This is a genomic window from Streptomyces iranensis, from assembly GCF_017874715.1.
In the GTDB taxonomy this organism is placed as follows: domain Bacteria; phylum Actinomycetota; class Actinomycetes; order Streptomycetales; family Streptomycetaceae; genus Streptomyces; species Streptomyces iranensis.
Genome location: NZ_JAGGLR010000049.1, coordinates 19,631 through 34,466, shown reverse-complemented (window position 1 = coordinate 34,466; position 14,836 = coordinate 19,631). Strand labels below are relative to the sequence as shown.

Here is a 14,836-nt window from a genome sequence, read left to right as displayed (position 1 = left end):
CGCACCCTGCTCGACGAATGGGCCTACCAGCAGCCCTACACCTCAGAAGCCGAACGCCAGGCCGCGTTCCCCGACTGGCTGGACTGGTACAACTACCACCGACCCCACACCGGAATCAGCGGCCACACCCCAGCCAGCCGCGTCACCAACCTCCCCGAACAGCACACCTAGGGCCTGTCCGACGGGTCACTGATTGAGCGGTGCCGGTCGCGTGGCCGTTTCCATGGTCATGGGACGAGGTGATCTGACGAATGCGGAGTGGGCTCGTCTGGAAGCCCCATCTGCCCGCGGTAGGGCAGCGGGGCGGGCGTTGGGCGAGTCACCGCAAGGTGATCAACGGCATTCTCTTCCGTCAGCGCACGGGTGTTCCGTGGCGGGATCTGCCGACCCCGTTCGGCAGTTGGAAGACTGTCTATGAGCGGCACAGACGTTGGTCGGCGGACGGTACCTGGGACCGGATCCTCCAAGGCGTGCAGGCCGATGCGGATGCGGAAGGCCGGATCGACTGGAGCATGGTGAGCGTGGACTCCACCTCCTGCCGCGCTCACCAGCACGCCGCTGGCGCCCGGAGGAAAGCACCGCGTGTTCCGAAAAAAGGACAAGGCCCCCGGCAGCACCGCTCCGACGAGGGTCTCGGACGATCACAGGGCGGGCTGACCTGCAAGATCCACCTCGCCGGTGAAGGCGGATGCCGCCCCTTGGCCCTGCTGATCACGCCGGGCCAGTAGTGGGGCGACGCCCCGCAGCTCATCCCGGTGCTCGAATGCGTCTGTGTCGCCCGCGCCGGTGGTGGCCATCCGCGTACCCGGCCGGACCACCTGGGGGGCGACAAGGCCTATTCTTCTCGCCGTAACCCCCGCTACCTGCGACGACGGCACATCACGCACACCATCCCCGAGCCGAGGGACCAGCGAGCCAACCGCCGACGCCGCGGCAGTAAGGGCGGCCGGCCCACCAGCTTCGACAAGGCGCTCTACAAGCGCCGCAACGAAGTCGAGCGGACCATCAACCGACTCAAGAACTTCCGGGCCCTGGCCACGAGGTACGACAAACGGGCCTACGTCTTCCACGGCACTGTCACCCTGACATCCATCCGGTTATGGCTCCGGGCATGATCCGCCGGACAGGCCTTAGGGCTGGACAGGCGGGTGGTAGGGCAGCGTGGTGGACAGCAGGGTGAGCAGGCCGAGCACTATCGGCAGCAAGGCCACGAGGTAGAGGAAGGTGTAGCCGACGATGTCGCGGGCCTTGAGGCCGAGGACGCCCAGCAGCGGGAGCATCCAGAACGGGTTGATGAGGTTGGGAAGCGCTTCGGCCGCGTTGTAGACCTGGACGGTCCAGCCGAGGTTCACATTGAGGTCATTGGCGGCCTGCATGACGTAGGGCGCCTCGATGATCCACTTCCCGCCGCCGGAGGGGATGAGGAAACCCAGGATGACGGAGTAGGCGCCCATCATCAGTGGGAAGAGGGTCGAGGATCCGACGCCGGTGAAAGCTGAGGCCAGGTAGTGGGACAGGCTGTCGCCCCCGCCGTTGGTGGCCTGGGTCATGATGGCGGCGATGCCGGCGTAGAAGGGGAACTGGATGAGCACACCGGCCGTGGCCGGAACCGCCTTGGTCACCGCCGCGAGGAACCGGCGCGGGCGCCAGTGCAGCAGCATGCCGAGCGTCAGGAAGAGCAGGTTGTAGGTGTTGAGTGCGGAGATCGCGACGATGGGGTCCTTGTCGGCGAACTCCTGCACGGCCCATCCGGCGACGAGGGCGGCGACGACGAAGGTGAGCAGAGGGCTGTACTCCAGCCACTCCCCCGGCCGGGTGCGGGGCTCATCGTCCTCGACCGGGTCACTGGGGTCAATGCCGAGGTCGGCCGCGGTGCGCACGCTGTCGCCGCGTGGAGCGGTGAGGTAGGCGATGGACACGCAGACGACGATCACGACGGCTGCGAGGGCGAGGGACTGCCAGGTGAAGATGGTTTCCCGGAAGGGTATGACGCCGGTGATCGACAGCAGGGAGGGCGACAGGCTCTCCGCGTTGGCCTGGAGCTGAGCGGCCGAGGAGCTGAGGCCGAGGGCCCAGCTGCCGCCCAGGCCGAGGTATGCGGCCGCTGAGGCGGCCCGGTAGTCGACGCGCAGATTGTCGCGTTCGGCCAGGCGTCTGACCAGCAGGGCGCTGAAGATGAGGCTGAATCCCCAGTTCAGCAGGGCGGAGGTGAGGCTGATGGCGGCGACCATGGCCACGGCACCCCGCTCTGTGGCGGGGACCTGGGCCAGGCGGGTGATCACTCGCTGGATGGGGCGGGCGGTGGCCACGACATAACCGCCGATGGCGACCATGGCCATCTGCATGGTGAAGGGGATCAGGTCCCAGAAGCCGTTGCCGAAGACAGAGGCGACCTTTGCGGGGCCTGATCCGATGCCCATTGCCGCGATGGCCACGACGGCCACGGTCAGGAGTGCGAAGACGAGGGTGTTGGGGAACCACCGTTCGGCCACGACCGCACTGCGGGTAGCGGCGCGGGCGAGGAATCCATCGCGTGGCGATTGCTGAGGTGCGGAGTCGTCGCCCCCTTTGGGCCTCTGCTCGATCATGATGGCTCCTGGCAGGTGCGGGCCCGGGGGGACGGGCCGTGTGAGCGGTAGACCACCGAGGCGGCGGTGAGGTCGGCGAGTGCGCTGCCAACCGCTTTGAAGACGGTGATCTCTTCCTGGGTGCGGCGGCCGGGGATGGTGCCGGCGCACAGGTCGGGCAGGGCGCCGGCGATGTCGTCCGGGGTGAGGAGGCCGGCGTCGATGGGCTGAGTCAGATCACCGGATTCGCGCAGGGCCTGTGGTGTGTCGATGAAGAGGGTGCCGCGGCGTATGCAGTGGTCGTCAGCCTCTCGCATGGTGGGGCGGAAGCTGCCGATGAGATCGAGGTGGGTACCGGGTCGCAGCCAGTCGCCCTTGATGACGGGCTCAGTGGCGAGGGTGGCACAGCTGATGATGTCGGCTTCGGCTGCCGCAGCGGCCAGGTCGGTGACGGCACGGGCATCAAGCCCTTGTTGCTTCAGGGTGTCGGCCAGTCGACGGGCGTGACTGACGGACCGGTTGTGGACGAGCACTGTCCGGATGTCGAAGACACTGCGATAGGCCTCGGCGACGAGGCTGCCCACATGCCCTGTTCCGACCACCAGGTGGGTGGTGCTCTCGGGTCGTGCGAGGTAGGTGGCGGCCAGAGCGGAGGTCGCCACGGTGCGGCGCCGGGTCAGTTCATTGCCGTCGATGATGGCCAGGTGCTCCCCGGTGGCGGCGCTGGCCAGGACGAATGCGGAGGACAGGGCAGGCCTGCCGTGGCGGGCGTTGGCGGGGAAGACGTTGACGAGTTTGACACCCAGGAACTCGCGATGGGACCAGGCGGGCATGAGCAGGATGCTGGCGTCGGTGTCGGCGTCGACGGTGTGGTGGTGGCGGGCAGGAGTGTTGGCGCCGTGAACGAAGCCCTGCCGGAGCGCGGGGATGAGGTCGTGGAACGGCAGCGCATTGATGGTCTGTTGGGCGTCGATATTCAGCATCGTCGTCTTTCGATCAGGCGGTCAAGCGGTCAAGCGTCGAGAGTGACGTCGGTCATGGGCATGGCCTGGCAGGTCAGGCACTGGTCGTCGGCCAGGTCCTCCGGGCGGGTGACCAGATGCGCGACGTGCCCGTCCAGGACGGTGATGGCGCAGCTTTCGCACTGGCCCAAGCGGCAGCCGCTGGGCAGGCGGATCCCTTCCCTCTCTGCCAGTTGCAGCAGAGTGCCGTCTTCTTTGCGCCAGGTGACCTGGCGGTTGGCGCGGGTGAAGCGGACGGTGGCCTGTGCGCTGTCGGGGAGGTCGACGCGCTGGGGGGCGGCGTGGAACTTTTCCGCGAAGATGTCGAAGCGCGGCACGCCTCGGTGGACAAGGCCGGCGGTGATGTCGGAGAGCATGGCCTCCGGTCCGCAGAGGTAGAACCGGGCGCGGCGTTCGATGAGCCGGGCATCGATGTCGGCGGCGCTGATGCGTCCGAAGTGGTCGCAATCGCGGCCGAGGATGTCGTGGGGTTCCGGTCGGCTGTAGTGGGTGTGGACGCGTAGCCGGGGGATGACGTCCCGTAGTTCGCTCATGCGGTTCCGGAACGGGTGTGAGGTGGAATTCCGGCTGCCGTAGTGCAGTACGACCTCGGGGACGCTGCCGCCGCTGCGGGCCAGTGTCTCGAGGTAGCCGATGAACGGCGTGATCCCGATTCCGGAGGCGAGGAGCACGACTGGCCGGCTGATGTCGGGCGGGATGGCGAAGAGTCCTGCCGGGGCCGTCAGCCGCACGCGTTTGCCCTCACGCGCGGTTGCGTGCACCTGGCCGGAGACCTGCCCGTCCGGAACGCGGCGTACGGCGATGCTGTACGACGTGCGGTCCTTGTCCTGCGCGGGGCCGGTCAGGGAGTAGCAGCGTGCCGGTCGTTCCGCGCCTACCGGGTCGGTGGTGGAGAAGCCGAGGGTGATGTGCTGGCCCGGCCTGAAATCGGGCAGCTCCGAACCGTCGGCAGGTTCCATGCTCAAGGCCAGGACATCGGCTCCTTCCGGTACGGCGGAGACGATGACGAACTCCTTGGTTCCTTCCCAATGAGACGTCGCGATGGGCTGGACGTCGCAACTGCTGGACCTCATCGGCACCGATCCACTGATCGGGTCGCGTACGTCGTCGCCTATCAGGAGGTTGTAGTTGCTGCCGGCCTCGTCATAGGGATCGAAACTCGGTAGTGCCAGGTCCGGAGCCTGCTGCCACCAGCCGTATTCAGCGCATACGACGTCATCGTGCAGATCGTGGTCGATACGTGCGCGCATGCGGATCGTCCCCATGCGCGTGGACAGCGCCACCCACTGGCCATCGCTGATGTCGCGCCGCTGCGCCAGTGCCCCGCTGATGTCGACAGTGGGTTCCGGGCTGCGCTTACGCAGAGAGGACAACCCGCGGTGCTGGCTGTGGCAGAAGTAGCCGTTCTTCGCGCATGTCAGCAAGAACGGGTAGCGGGAGTCGGGTCCAGTACCGGGCGCGGAATGGATGGGGACAGCGGAGTAGCCGTGCAGCGCGAGCCGTTCCGAGTACAGCTCGACTCGTCGGGTCGGGGTGGCGAACCCCGTGACCTGGTCGTCTTCCGCGCTCTGGGCGTACTTGCGATAGACCGTTTCGAGGGGGACTCGGAGGCCGCGAGGATGGCGGCGGAGCTCGTCGACGGTCAACCCCAGGGGCTCCAGTTGATGATTCCAGCCGTCCGTGACGTCGCCGTTGAAAAAGTCGGCGCCCATACCCAGACGCTGTGCGAGGTCGAAGACGACTTCGGCGTCGGAGCGGGACTGGCCCACCGGCTCCACCATGCGCGGCCGGAGCTGGATGTGTTCCTGAGCCTGCCGGCTGATCTCGAACCCCGCCTTGATCGCCTCGTGTTCCCAGGGGCTGTTGACCGGAAGCACGATGTCGGCGAACTGGGAGGTGGGGTTGGGGAATAGGTCGAGGTGTACGTAGAAGTCGAGGTTGCGAAGAGCGGCGGCCGTGCGTCGCGGATCCGGTTGTGAGAGCACCAGGTTGCTGCCGAATCCGACCAAGGCTCGTACTGGGTAGGGGTCCTGCGACAGGATCGCGCGGCACAGATCCCGGCCGGTGATCCAGCCCTGGGCAGGAGGGCCGAGCGGGTGTTCCGCCATGCCGAGGGTCTTGGCCCGCTGATCGTGCGGGAGCTGGGTCAGGTCGGTGGCCGGATTCAGGGCGTGCCGCGGCCATATGACGTTGCCTCCGGGCGAGTCGTAGCTTCCGGTCAGCGCGTACAGCGTGGCGATGGCTCGCTCGGTCTGGGTGGCATTGGCGTGTTGCCCGACGCCGGTCCACGCGTGGTAGGACACGGACCGTGCCCGGATGAGTGCGTCGGCGAAGGCGGTCAGCTCTGCTGGTTCGATACCGGTGGTGCGGGCGGTTTCCTCCACATTCCATGGCCGGCAGGCGTCGCGGTACCGCTCGAAGGCGGGCTCGCAGTCGACCGTGCCGGTGCGTGTGCGCACTCGATGGGTGCCGTGCAGGGCGAAGCGGCCGGGGTTCTGCGCGGCACGGAGAGTGTCGTACGGCCGCCAGGTGTCGTCAACGGTGTCCCAGACGACGTAACCGTCGAGGTCCGGATCAACCTCTTGGGCGCGCAGAAAGTGTCCTGTGTCGCGGCGAACGAGCAGGGGAGCATTTGTCCAGGCCCGAACGAATCCGTCATCGTAGCCGTGACGTTCCAGCACGAGCCGGGCGACGCCCAGGGCGAGGGCCGCGTCCGTACCAGGGCGGACCCGCAGCCAGTGGTCCGCTTCCAGTGCGCTGGTCGAGCGGCGGGGGTCGATGACCGCCAGGCGGGCTCCGTCGGCTCGGGCTTGCGCGAGGGCCGCCGACTGAGCCAGCCACGTCTTGGCGGGGTTGTGACCCCAGAGCACGGCGAGGTCGGTTGCGGCAAAGTCCGCGGTCGGCAGCGAACTTCCGAACGTGAAGGCGTGGGCCCAGTCCTTGTGCCAGTTGCAGACTTCAGTGGAGTAACAGGTGTTGGGGCTGCCGAAGAGGCGGATGAAACGCTCGATCCAGTCGATGGAGTCCGACAGTGGGGTAGCGCTGGGCGAAGTCAGGGCGAAGGCCACAGCTTCCGCGCCATCCCGAGCCTTGATCCGCCCCAGTTTTTCGGCGGTCTCACTCAGTGCTTCCTCCCAGCCGATGGGCTCCCACGCGGGGTCCGGATCGGATTTAGGAGTGGTCCGCCGAAGCGGCTGGGTCAGGCGGTCCGGGCTGTACACGATCTCTGGTGCCGCCCGTCCTTTCGGGCACATCGCCGAACCCGTCGGATGCTCGGGGTCGGGCCGCACTCCCCGCAGAGCGCCTGCCTCAATGGTGTAGACGGCACCACATCGAGAGCGGCACAGAGTGCAGTACCCGTGCTTCTCAGCCATAATTACTCCTGAGTAACCGGTTACCGGCCACCGGTTGCCGGTAAGACGTTAAGATGCATCCAAGTGGGAGCCAAGTCAAGAGAGATCAAGAGATGAACGGAGAACCGATGGCACCCGACGCGCCGGCCGGTCCGCTTCAGCGCACGAACCTGCGCGAACAGGTCCTTGCCCTGGTCCGGCAGTCGTTGGTGTCCGGGGAGATCCGACCGGGAGACATCTATTCGGCCGCAGCCCTGGCGACCAGGCTGGGTGTCTCCAGCAGTCCGGTCCGGGAAGCCATGCTGACACTGGTGAACGAGGGCCTTATGGAGCCCGTCCGCAACCGCGGCTACCGAGTGATCCTCATGAGCGAGCACGACCTCGACGAGGTCTACACCATGCGGCTGCTCTTGGAGGTGCCCGGCACACTGCAAGCGGCGGCGAACGCTCAGCCTGAGGACCTCACGCGCCTGACGGTCATCGCAGACGAGATCGAGAAGGCGGCTCGAGAAGGTGATGTCGTCGGCTTCCTCGAAGCGGACCGACGCTTCCACCTCGGCCTGCTCCAACTGTGTGGCAACCGGCGCCTGGTGGCCACTGTCGCCGCGATGCGGGACCAGACCCGGCTGTACGGTCTCGAAGCACTTGCGGAACGGGGGGTGCTCGACAACTCCGCCCACGAGCACCATCACATGCTCGAAGCCATCGCCCGCAACGACACCAACGGCCTGGAGAATCTGATCCGCCACCACCTGCTGCATGTCCGCTCCGACTGGGCACGACCTGACAGCATCTCCCCCGCTCGCGACCAGGAGGCGCCGGCCGAGCCGAAGGGCAAGATTGTCGACCACATGTCCGCCCTCCGGGACAGCGTGCGGGCCGCGAAGCAGGCCCGCGGCGAGGAAGGCGACGACGGCGAGGGGCGGGAGATGCGGCCCAAGAAGAAGGCCCCCGCCAAGAAGGCTCCGGCGAAGAAGCGGCCCGCGTCCTGAACCCGTCCTGCGTCATCCGCCGAAGCATGGGCATACGAGGGTGGACCTGAGGGGGGACCTCCCGAAGGAGCGTCGCCATGATCAAGAAACTGCACGACATCGGCCTGCGCTCGGAGCACGCCTACACCGCCGGCATCGCCTCCATCGGCCTGTCCATCTTCACCTGGGCCACGTCCCTACGCGCCGAGCCCGGTAAGGGTCTCGATCGGGCAGACCGGTGGGGGATCTTCGTCGGCGAGTGGGCACCCACGTTTTTCTGCCTCGGCCTCGCCCTGTCCCACTACGAGCAGGAAGAAGGCTCGCTGATGGGCAAGGCACACACCGACGGAGAGCGTCAGCGGCAGAGGGCGGGCGCCCCCTAGCACGACGCTCCATGGCTGTCGGTGTGAAGCGAAGGGGCACTGTATGTGGGCGCTGGCATTACTTGTCGCTCAGAGCCGGAACACGGTTTCGCGGAAGGCGACGTCCGTGAGTTCCGGCAACCGGGGGGCTTACGGTGGGAGCCGGGGGGCTCTCCGGGATCCGGCACCGGCCTCCCGTCGCGGTGGTAACCCCTCTTACCGGAGCGTATGCGAGCTTTTCGTGGTGTCCGGCGAACCAGCGATCGCGGCGAGCCGCAGCTTGGTCTCGTCCGCGCTGCCGGGCACGGCAGTCATGATCACAATCTTGAACTCGGAATCACCATCGGTGAGCACATCGCAGTCCACTGTGACCGGCCCCACCGAGGGGTGCTCAATCGTTTTATGGTCCTCACGGTGAGCGGCCACCGTACCGATCGCCCACAGTTCGGCGAATCGTCGGTTGCCCACGCTCAATACGCGGATCAGCTCTGCCAGGCGCGTGTCGTGAGGGAAGCGGCCGGTGGCGCGGCGCAGGTCGGACACGACGGCGGCGTCGGTGGCGTCCCTGTCCCGTTCGGTCACAGGCCATAGCCCGAGGCTCACCGGACCTGCGCCTACCGGGAACCTCTCGCGGGCGAAATTGCGCAGCTGCGGTGGCATTGATGTGTCAACGCCCAGCAGTCCAGCCCAACTGCGATTCCACCAGATCAGCCGCCAGTCCGCCGCGAACACGGCAACCGCGACGTCCCCGAGCCGGGTGAGCACCCGGTGAACGCCGGGTGGGATGTGGTCGGAGATCGCGCCGTCCGCCGGCGGGACAAGGTGGGCTAGCCGGTACAGATGATCCCGCTCGGCGGTGGACAGCTGCAGGGCGCGGGCCAAGGACGCCACCACTGGCGCCGAGGGCGTCGTGGCCCGCCCCTGCTCCAGGCGCACGACATAGTCGACCGACACGCCGGCCAGTTCGGCGAGCTCCTCTCGGCGCAGGCCGACAGCGCGGCGTGCCCGGCCTACCGGCAGCGCCGCGGCCGACGGGGGCAGCCGATTCCGCCACGTGCGGATCATCGCCCCTAGCCCGGCTCCGGATGTCGTCGTCATATTGCCCCATCTTCCTGCACCTCGGTCATCGATGGTGACGTCGAGGGTGGTACTGCTGCTCCTACCGTTGAGGCGTCCCTGGCGGGGTGCCACGGGTGGACGAACCATGAACGCATGACGATCACCTTCATCACCGGAGCCAACAAGGGGCTTGGTCGCGAGACCGCCCGCCGCCTCATCGAACGGGGTCACACCGTGCTGGTTGGAGCCCGCGACCCCGAACAGGGCACGGAGGCCGCCGCCGCGCTCGGAGCACGCTTCGTCCCCATTGACGTGACCGACGACGCGTCCGTCACCGCCGCGGCCGCGGATGTCGCCGCGCACGAGGGCTCGATCGACGTGCTGATCAATAACGCCGGCATCCACGGCCCCGCCGGTGATCCCAGCGCCCTGACCGGTGCCGACGCCCTCGGTGTCTTCGACGTCAACCTCGCCGGTGTGGTCCGAACGACCACTGCGTTCCTACCGCTGCTACGCCGATCACCAGACCCGGTCATCGTCAATGTCAGCAGCGGAATGGGCTCACTGGCCATCACCCACGACCCCTCGCGGTTCGAGTCATCTGCCATCGCGCCGCTCTACTGCGCATCGAAGGCGGCACTCACGATGCTGACCACCCAATATGCGAAAGCGCTGACAGATATCCGCATCAACGCCGCCGATCCTGGCTACACGGCGACAGACCTCAACGGCCACAGTGGCCCCCAAACCGTCACCGAGGGGACGGACGCGATCGTCGGCCTCGCCACCGAAGGGCCCGGCGCCGGCTCCGGACGCTTCGTCGACCGAACCGGTGGGATCGCCTGGTAGTGAACCCCCGTGCGGCCGGAGCGGCCCCTTCCTGGGCGGTCGGGCGCGGTCGCACTGAGCATTCTGCTGGTAGACGATGAAGGCGTCGTCGGAAATAGGATTCGAGCGTGCCGCGCCACTGAATATCGAGCGTCGCGCAGTGAAATGAGCCGCCGACGGCGTGTAGTGCAGCAGGCCGCACGGGATTGGCCCGAACCCTCATTTTTCGAGCGCGGGCAGCATGTCGGTGTGGCGCCGGCCATGCCATCGGGGTCTCGATGATCTCGTCGCCGATCGAGCATGCTGTCACGCGGACAGGTGTTGCAAAAACCACGCGACGACCAGTCGGGGGTGCCGAAGCGTTGCCTGTGGTCGACCACATCCGGGCGCGTGACCGTTCTGACCACGTTCTGCCGTCTCGATGAACTCGGTCCGGAAGCCGTCGGGCAACGCCCTGAGCCGGATCAGGCGGTGATCGAGTGCCGGATCGCCGAGCCGCGTTCACCGATTAGCGGCCAGCACTGCCGCGAGGCCCTCTTGCAGATCTTTGACGAAATACTCGGGAACCTCCAGCGACGGGAAATGTCCCCCGATCTCCGGCGACCTCCATCGGACGATCTGTCGGTACCGCTCCTGCGCCCAGGGGCGCGGATACTTCTCGATGTCGCGGGGATAGATACTGATTGCTGACGGGACGTCGACCCGAAGTTCGGGGTCCAGCGAGTTGTGGCTTTCGTAGTAAATGCGGGCCGACGATGCGCCGGTCCGCGTCAGCCAATACAGGGTGACGTCGTCGAGAATTCTGTCTCTGGAAATCGTCTCGAACGGGCTGTCTTCGGTGTCTGACCACTCGGCGAACTTGTCAAGGATCCAGGCAAGAAGCCCGACCGGTGAGTCGACGAGTGAGTAGCCGATGGTCTGCGGTCGGGTCGCCTGCTGCTTCGCGTACGCCGCGCGGTGGCGCCAGAAATCACGGGTTTCCTCGGCCCACTTGCGCTCGACCGCCGTCAGCCCGTCCGTTGTCAAACCGGGCGGTCCCTCCGCGAACGTTGTGTGGATGCCGAGAACGTGCGCCGGGAACCTGCCGCCGAGGACCGTGGTGATATTACCTCCCCAGTCGCCGCCGTGGGCTGCGAACTTGCCGTAGCCGAGCCTTCCCATCAGTTCCACCCATGCGGCCGCGATCTTTTCGGTTCCCCACCCGGTGGTGGCCGGCTTGTCGCTGTAACCAAAGCCCGGCAGCGACGGGACCACGACGTGGAACGCCGGCGCGTCTGCGTCTTGCGGATCTGCCAGCTCGTCTACTACATCGATGAACTCAGCGATGCTGCCTGGCCAGCCGTGCGTCAAGATCAGAGGAGTGGCATCTGCGCGCGCGGATCGGCGGTGCAGGAAGTGGATTCCCAGATCATCAATGGTCGTGCGGAACTGGCCGATCTGGTCAAGGCGCGCTTCGAACGACCGCCAGTTGTACCCGGTGCGCCAGTAGTTCACGACATCGACGAGGTCGGCGAGAGGAACGCCCTGCCCCCATCGGCGAGAGTCGGGCGCGGCGCGATAGACCGTCTCGGCCTCCGGTAGCCGCGCCGCGGCCAGTCGCGCGCGCAGATCGTCGAGGTCGGCTTCAGTGCGTGGGCTTCAAATGGCTGCACGTCGCTGGTTGGACGGGGCATGAGACCTCCTGGCCATCGCGGCACCAGCTACGACCTATCGAGAACCGGCTAAGACGGTTCTAGCATGTCCTCATGCCAGGGTGCAACCAGCTAAGGTGGTTCCATGCGCGCTGGATTCCCTGACTTCCGCCTCGGTAACGTGCTGGCGACCAGCTTCACGGGGACTCTGTCGGAGCGTCATGGCGACGCCGTGGAGCGCATTCCCACGCCGCAACGACTCATCGACTGGCTGACAGTGAACGGCCTCGCCGTGGACTCCTGCACTACTGCCCAGCTCAACCTCGCTCGGGAGCTGAGGGAGTCGATTCACGCCGTCGCGACAGCGGCCGCGATCCAGGGCGCTCTCCCTGCGTCTGCTGTCCAAGTCATCAATGACTGCAGCGCTCAGGGTCGGGCCGCGGCGATCCTGACGCCCGAAGGTGAGCGGCGATGGCGGCTCAGCTCGGCCTCCTGCGTGGAAGATGCCCTCAGCGTGATCGCCGCCGACGCGATCAGCATCATCGCGGGCGAACGAGACGGAAAATTGGCCTTGTGTGCATCACCAACCTGCCAAGCCGCCTTCTTCGACACCAGCCAAAGTCGCACTCGCAAATGGTGTGACATGAATACGTGCGGAAATCGCCAGAAGAAAGCGCGCTTCAATGCCAACCAGCGCAAAAACCCCAGGTCGGCGAAGTGATCGTTGCCTCGGTACACCCAAGTGAGCCCCACACCTGCGGCACATCGGTCGCGTTGGGTGCACCCCACTGGTCAGTCGCCGTTGGCGATGAAGTCTGCTATCGCGGCAGCGATAGCTTCGGGCTGCTCGTCGGGGATGAAGTGTCCAGCGTCGGGCACGACGATTCGGGTGGTGTTGTCGGCCCATGGGCTGATGGAGGCGGCCATGTCCGGAACGGAGCCGTGGCTGCTGGAGATTCCGAGGATGGGCACGGTCAGGTGCCGCCACTTGAGCGCCTCGCGGTTCTTGCGCGCTGACTCCGCGGCGTCTCGGTAGTACGCGAGGGAAGCGCGCAGGCCGCCGTCCACGGCGACGGCCGCCGCGTAGTGGTCGAGCTCGGCGTCGTCGAACGTGTCGGGAGACAGTGCCTTCACCTTCAGGAACCAGCCGACGTACTCGCGTTCGCGGCCGGCAAGCAGCGCCTCGGGCAGATCGGGCACGATGTGGAACGCGAAATGCCAGGTTTTCCACGCTCGATCCGGGTCGGTGGGAATCGTCTCCGGGAGAGTGATACCGGGAATTCCGGCGTCGAGCAGAGCGACCCCGCGCAGGTGGCTCTCGAAGTTGAGGGCGAGGGAGAAAGCGACCCAGGCGCCGATGTCGTGGGCGACCAGGGAGTAAGTCGACACTCCGAGAGCCTTCACGGCGGTGTGGACGTGCGCGGCGACCGTGTGCGTGTCGTAGCTGCGCTCCGGACGCTCGGAGTGGCCCTGACCCGGCAGGTCGATCGCGATGACGTGGAACCAGTGGGTGAGACCGGGCATCACCTTTCGCCAGGCCCACCAGGTTTGCGGGAATCCGGCGAGCAGGACGACGGTCGGGCCGCCCGGCCGTCCGCCTTCGACGGCATGAAGGCGGACGCCGTCCGCGTCGACCCAGCGGTGAGTGAATCCGGCCAGATCCTGCAGGGGCAGGTCGCGGATGGGGTTGCTTTCGGAGACAGGCGGAGCGCTGGTTGCTGGGCCGGCCACGGGGATCCTCCATCGGTGTCAGGTGTCAGGTGTGCGGTTGGGAGGGTGGCGCGGCTGACGGCGGTGACTGGGACCACGTGGTGTGTTTCTCGCGCGGTCGCGAAGTGCGCACGGTATGTCTGGCCATGACCACGCTTGAAGGCTAACATATCTTGAACTGATCAGTTCAGGATAGAATGATGCGCAACACAGCCCGAACCATCGACGCATCGGCAAGGAAGTGCCGCGTGGCAGGCAAGAAGCAGTTCGACATGGACACGGCGCTCGACGCCGCGATGATCCAGTTCTGGCGCGACGGCTACGCCGACACCTCATTGGACGATTTGTCTCGGGCAACCGGCCTGAACCGCAGTTCCATCTACTCCTCCCTCGGCGACAAGGACACGCTCTTCCTGCGCTGCCTGGATCTCTACGCCGCGCGCTATGGCGAGAAGTACGACGCCGCCCTATCGTGTGCAGCCTCGGCACCCATTGCCGCTGTTCGTGCGTTCTTCGACGTCACCCTCGAGCGCATCGCCGATCCCGAACTACCTGATGGATGCCTGATTGCCCAGTCGGCCATGGCAATTCCAGTGCTGAGTCCGAGCGTCGCAGCGCACGCCAAGCAGGCGCTCGGCTTCCAGCGCCTGCGCCTGCGCGCCGCGCTGAAGGCCGGCCGACTGACCGGCCAGGACGCCGAGGCCTTCGCTGTACACGCGGCGGCTGTGAACCAGTCGCTCGCCGTCATGAGCAGGGCCGGGGCGAGCCCGGCGCAGCTCCTGGCCATCGTGGGCGTGACCGTGGACGCGCTGTCGCAGGCGCTGCGCGCGTAAGGCTTCGACGTAGCTGCCGGTGAGACCGCCGAGGCCACAGGCCGGACCGAGGAGCCATCGGGGGCGATGCTGCCGCTGGGGCCAGGGACAGCACGGCGTAGGTGGAGGCGAGCGCGGCCGGGGCGCCTGGGAAGCGGGAACACCACGCCCAACGAGGACGGGGCCGAGGATCGAGCCGCTGCCGATGCCGTAGACACCACCCACGACCCCGACCGCCAGCGCCGGGGCCTGGGCCTGGGCCTGGGCCAGGGCGGTGACCGCCCGGGGCGCGGGCTCGGGACGTCGGATCTCCAGGGGCGCAGGACGCAAGGTCCGGACCATGAGCCAGGTGCCGAGCGGCAGCATCAGCACGGCCACCAGGAGGCGGAAGACGCATGGACCCGGGAGGGCGAATACGCGGATGATCGCTCCGAGGACCACGCCGGGCAGAGTGTCCAACACCAGTCGGCGCATGAGCGGTCCCGTCAGCTGAACCGGGACGCCGCACACTCCCGCCCTGC

Annotated in this window: 11 protein-coding genes and 4 pseudogenes; 7 read left to right on the top strand and 8 right to left on the bottom strand. The window is 66.9% G+C overall.

Features of this window, described 5'->3' with window-relative positions; all coding sequences use genetic code 11:
- Both J2Z30_RS48595 and J2Z30_RS48590 read left to right on the top strand, forming a co-directional pair.
- Positions 1 to 171 (top strand): integrase core domain-containing protein (locus J2Z30_RS48595; RefSeq protein WP_209468823.1); only part of this gene is annotated, 171 nt, incomplete at its 5' end.
- Positions 172 to 229: 58 nt separating this feature from the next.
- A pseudogene (locus J2Z30_RS48590) lies at positions 230 to 1,115 on the top strand (IS5 family transposase).
- A 15-nt stretch (positions 1,116 to 1,130) separates the two neighbouring features.
- On the opposite strand, the gene J2Z30_RS48585 reads toward J2Z30_RS48590, so the two are convergent.
- From J2Z30_RS48585 to J2Z30_RS48575, 3 genes are read right to left on the bottom strand one after another with little or no spacing between them, the layout of a single operon-like run.
- Positions 1,131 to 2,588 (bottom strand): short-chain fatty acid transporter, encoded by a 1,458-nt coding sequence (locus J2Z30_RS48585; protein ID WP_044566529.1) that lies wholly within the window; start codon positions 2,586 to 2,588, stop codon positions 1,131 to 1,133.
- Positions 2,585 to 3,550: a bifunctional Delta(1)-pyrroline-2-carboxylate/Delta(1)-piperideine-2-carboxylate reductase gene (lhpI, locus tag J2Z30_RS48580; protein WP_044566531.1), complete on the bottom strand. Its 966-nt coding sequence runs from the start codon at positions 3,548 to 3,550 to the stop codon at positions 2,585 to 2,587. Before lhpI ends, J2Z30_RS48585 begins: the two co-directional genes overlap by 4 nt.
- Positions 3,551 to 3,579: 29 nt before the next feature.
- Positions 3,580 to 6,963 (bottom strand): molybdopterin-dependent oxidoreductase, encoded by a 3,384-nt coding sequence (locus J2Z30_RS48575; protein WP_044566533.1) that lies wholly within the window; start codon positions 6,961 to 6,963, stop codon positions 3,580 to 3,582.
- A gap of 107 nt (positions 6,964 to 7,070) precedes the next feature.
- Here J2Z30_RS48575 and J2Z30_RS48570 point away from each other — a divergent pair, with 107 nt between their 5' ends.
- Together J2Z30_RS48570 and J2Z30_RS48565 are read left to right on the top strand one after the other, a co-directional pair.
- On the top strand, positions 7,071 to 7,934 hold the full coding sequence (locus J2Z30_RS48570) for a GntR family transcriptional regulator (RefSeq protein ID WP_209469175.1): 864 nt from the start codon (positions 7,071 to 7,073) through the stop codon (positions 7,932 to 7,934).
- A 77-nt stretch (positions 7,935 to 8,011) separates the two neighbouring features.
- A complete protein-coding gene (locus tag J2Z30_RS48565; RefSeq protein WP_044566536.1) occupies positions 8,012 to 8,296 on the top strand; it encodes a hypothetical protein in 285 nt (94 codons plus the stop codon).
- 195 nt (positions 8,297 to 8,491) lie between these two features.
- On the opposite strand, the gene J2Z30_RS48560 is transcribed toward J2Z30_RS48565, so the two are convergent.
- Complete coding sequence (locus J2Z30_RS48560; RefSeq protein ID WP_044566538.1) at positions 8,492 to 9,373, bottom strand: helix-turn-helix transcriptional regulator; 882 nt, start codon at positions 9,371 to 9,373, stop codon at positions 8,492 to 8,494.
- A 114-nt stretch (positions 9,374 to 9,487) separates the two neighbouring features.
- On the opposite strand from J2Z30_RS48560, the gene J2Z30_RS48555 reads away from it, so the two are divergent.
- Positions 9,488 to 10,183, top strand: a complete 696-nt coding sequence (locus J2Z30_RS48555; protein WP_044566541.1) for an SDR family NAD(P)-dependent oxidoreductase — start codon at positions 9,488 to 9,490, stop codon at positions 10,181 to 10,183.
- A 235-nt stretch (positions 10,184 to 10,418) separates the two neighbouring features.
- Here the strand turns inward: J2Z30_RS48555 and J2Z30_RS50645 are convergent.
- Positions 10,419 to 10,560: pseudogene (locus tag J2Z30_RS50645) on the bottom strand (amidinotransferase); the annotation flags it as partial.
- A gap of 103 nt (positions 10,561 to 10,663) precedes the next feature.
- Positions 10,664 to 11,835 (bottom strand): annotated as a pseudogene (locus tag J2Z30_RS48550) (epoxide hydrolase family protein).
- A 103-nt stretch (positions 11,836 to 11,938) separates the two neighbouring features.
- Between J2Z30_RS48550 and J2Z30_RS48545 the strand changes: the two are divergent.
- Positions 11,939 to 12,514, top strand: coding sequence for a CGNR zinc finger domain-containing protein (locus J2Z30_RS48545; protein WP_078956371.1), 576 nt, complete (start codon positions 11,939 to 11,941; stop codon positions 12,512 to 12,514).
- A gap of 71 nt (positions 12,515 to 12,585) precedes the next feature.
- On the opposite strand, the gene J2Z30_RS48540 is transcribed toward J2Z30_RS48545, so the two are convergent.
- Positions 12,586 to 13,524: an alpha/beta fold hydrolase gene (locus J2Z30_RS48540; protein WP_044566545.1), complete on the bottom strand. Its 939-nt coding sequence runs from the start codon at positions 13,522 to 13,524 to the stop codon at positions 12,586 to 12,588.
- 227 nt (positions 13,525 to 13,751) lie between these two features.
- On the opposite strand from J2Z30_RS48540, the gene J2Z30_RS48535 reads away from it, so the two are divergent.
- On the top strand, positions 13,752 to 14,336 hold the full coding sequence (locus tag J2Z30_RS48535) for a TetR/AcrR family transcriptional regulator (RefSeq protein ID WP_044566547.1): 585 nt from the start codon (positions 13,752 to 13,754) through the stop codon (positions 14,334 to 14,336).
- On the opposite strand, the pseudogene J2Z30_RS48530 reads toward J2Z30_RS48535, so the two are convergent.
- A pseudogene (locus J2Z30_RS48530) lies at positions 14,319 to 14,804 on the bottom strand (TSUP family transporter); the annotation flags it as partial. The gene J2Z30_RS48535 and the pseudogene J2Z30_RS48530 overlap by 18 nt on opposite strands.
- Positions 14,805 to 14,836: the final 32 nt, after the last annotated feature.

Coding starts and splice junctions, on each gene's coding strand:
- J2Z30_RS48545 (WP_078956371.1), top strand. CDS start 11,939: ATGCGCGCTGGATTCCCTGACTTCCGCCTCGGTAACGTGCTGGCGACC.
- lhpI (WP_044566531.1), bottom strand. CDS start 3,550: ATGCTGAATATCGACGCCCAACAGACCATCAATGCGCTGCCGTTCCAC.
- J2Z30_RS48585 (WP_044566529.1), bottom strand. CDS start 2,588: ATGATCGAGCAGAGGCCCAAAGGGGGCGACGACTCCGCACCTCAGCAA.
- J2Z30_RS48575 (WP_044566533.1), bottom strand. CDS start 6,963: ATGGCTGAGAAGCACGGGTACTGCACTCTGTGCCGCTCTCGATGTGGT.
- J2Z30_RS48565 (WP_044566536.1), top strand. CDS start 8,012: ATGATCAAGAAACTGCACGACATCGGCCTGCGCTCGGAGCACGCCTAC.
- J2Z30_RS48570 (WP_209469175.1), top strand. CDS start 7,071: ATGGCACCCGACGCGCCGGCCGGTCCGCTTCAGCGCACGAACCTGCGC.
- J2Z30_RS48555 (WP_044566541.1), top strand. CDS start 9,488: ATGACGATCACCTTCATCACCGGAGCCAACAAGGGGCTTGGTCGCGAG.
- J2Z30_RS48560 (WP_044566538.1), bottom strand. CDS start 9,373: ATGACGACGACATCCGGAGCCGGGCTAGGGGCGATGATCCGCACGTGG.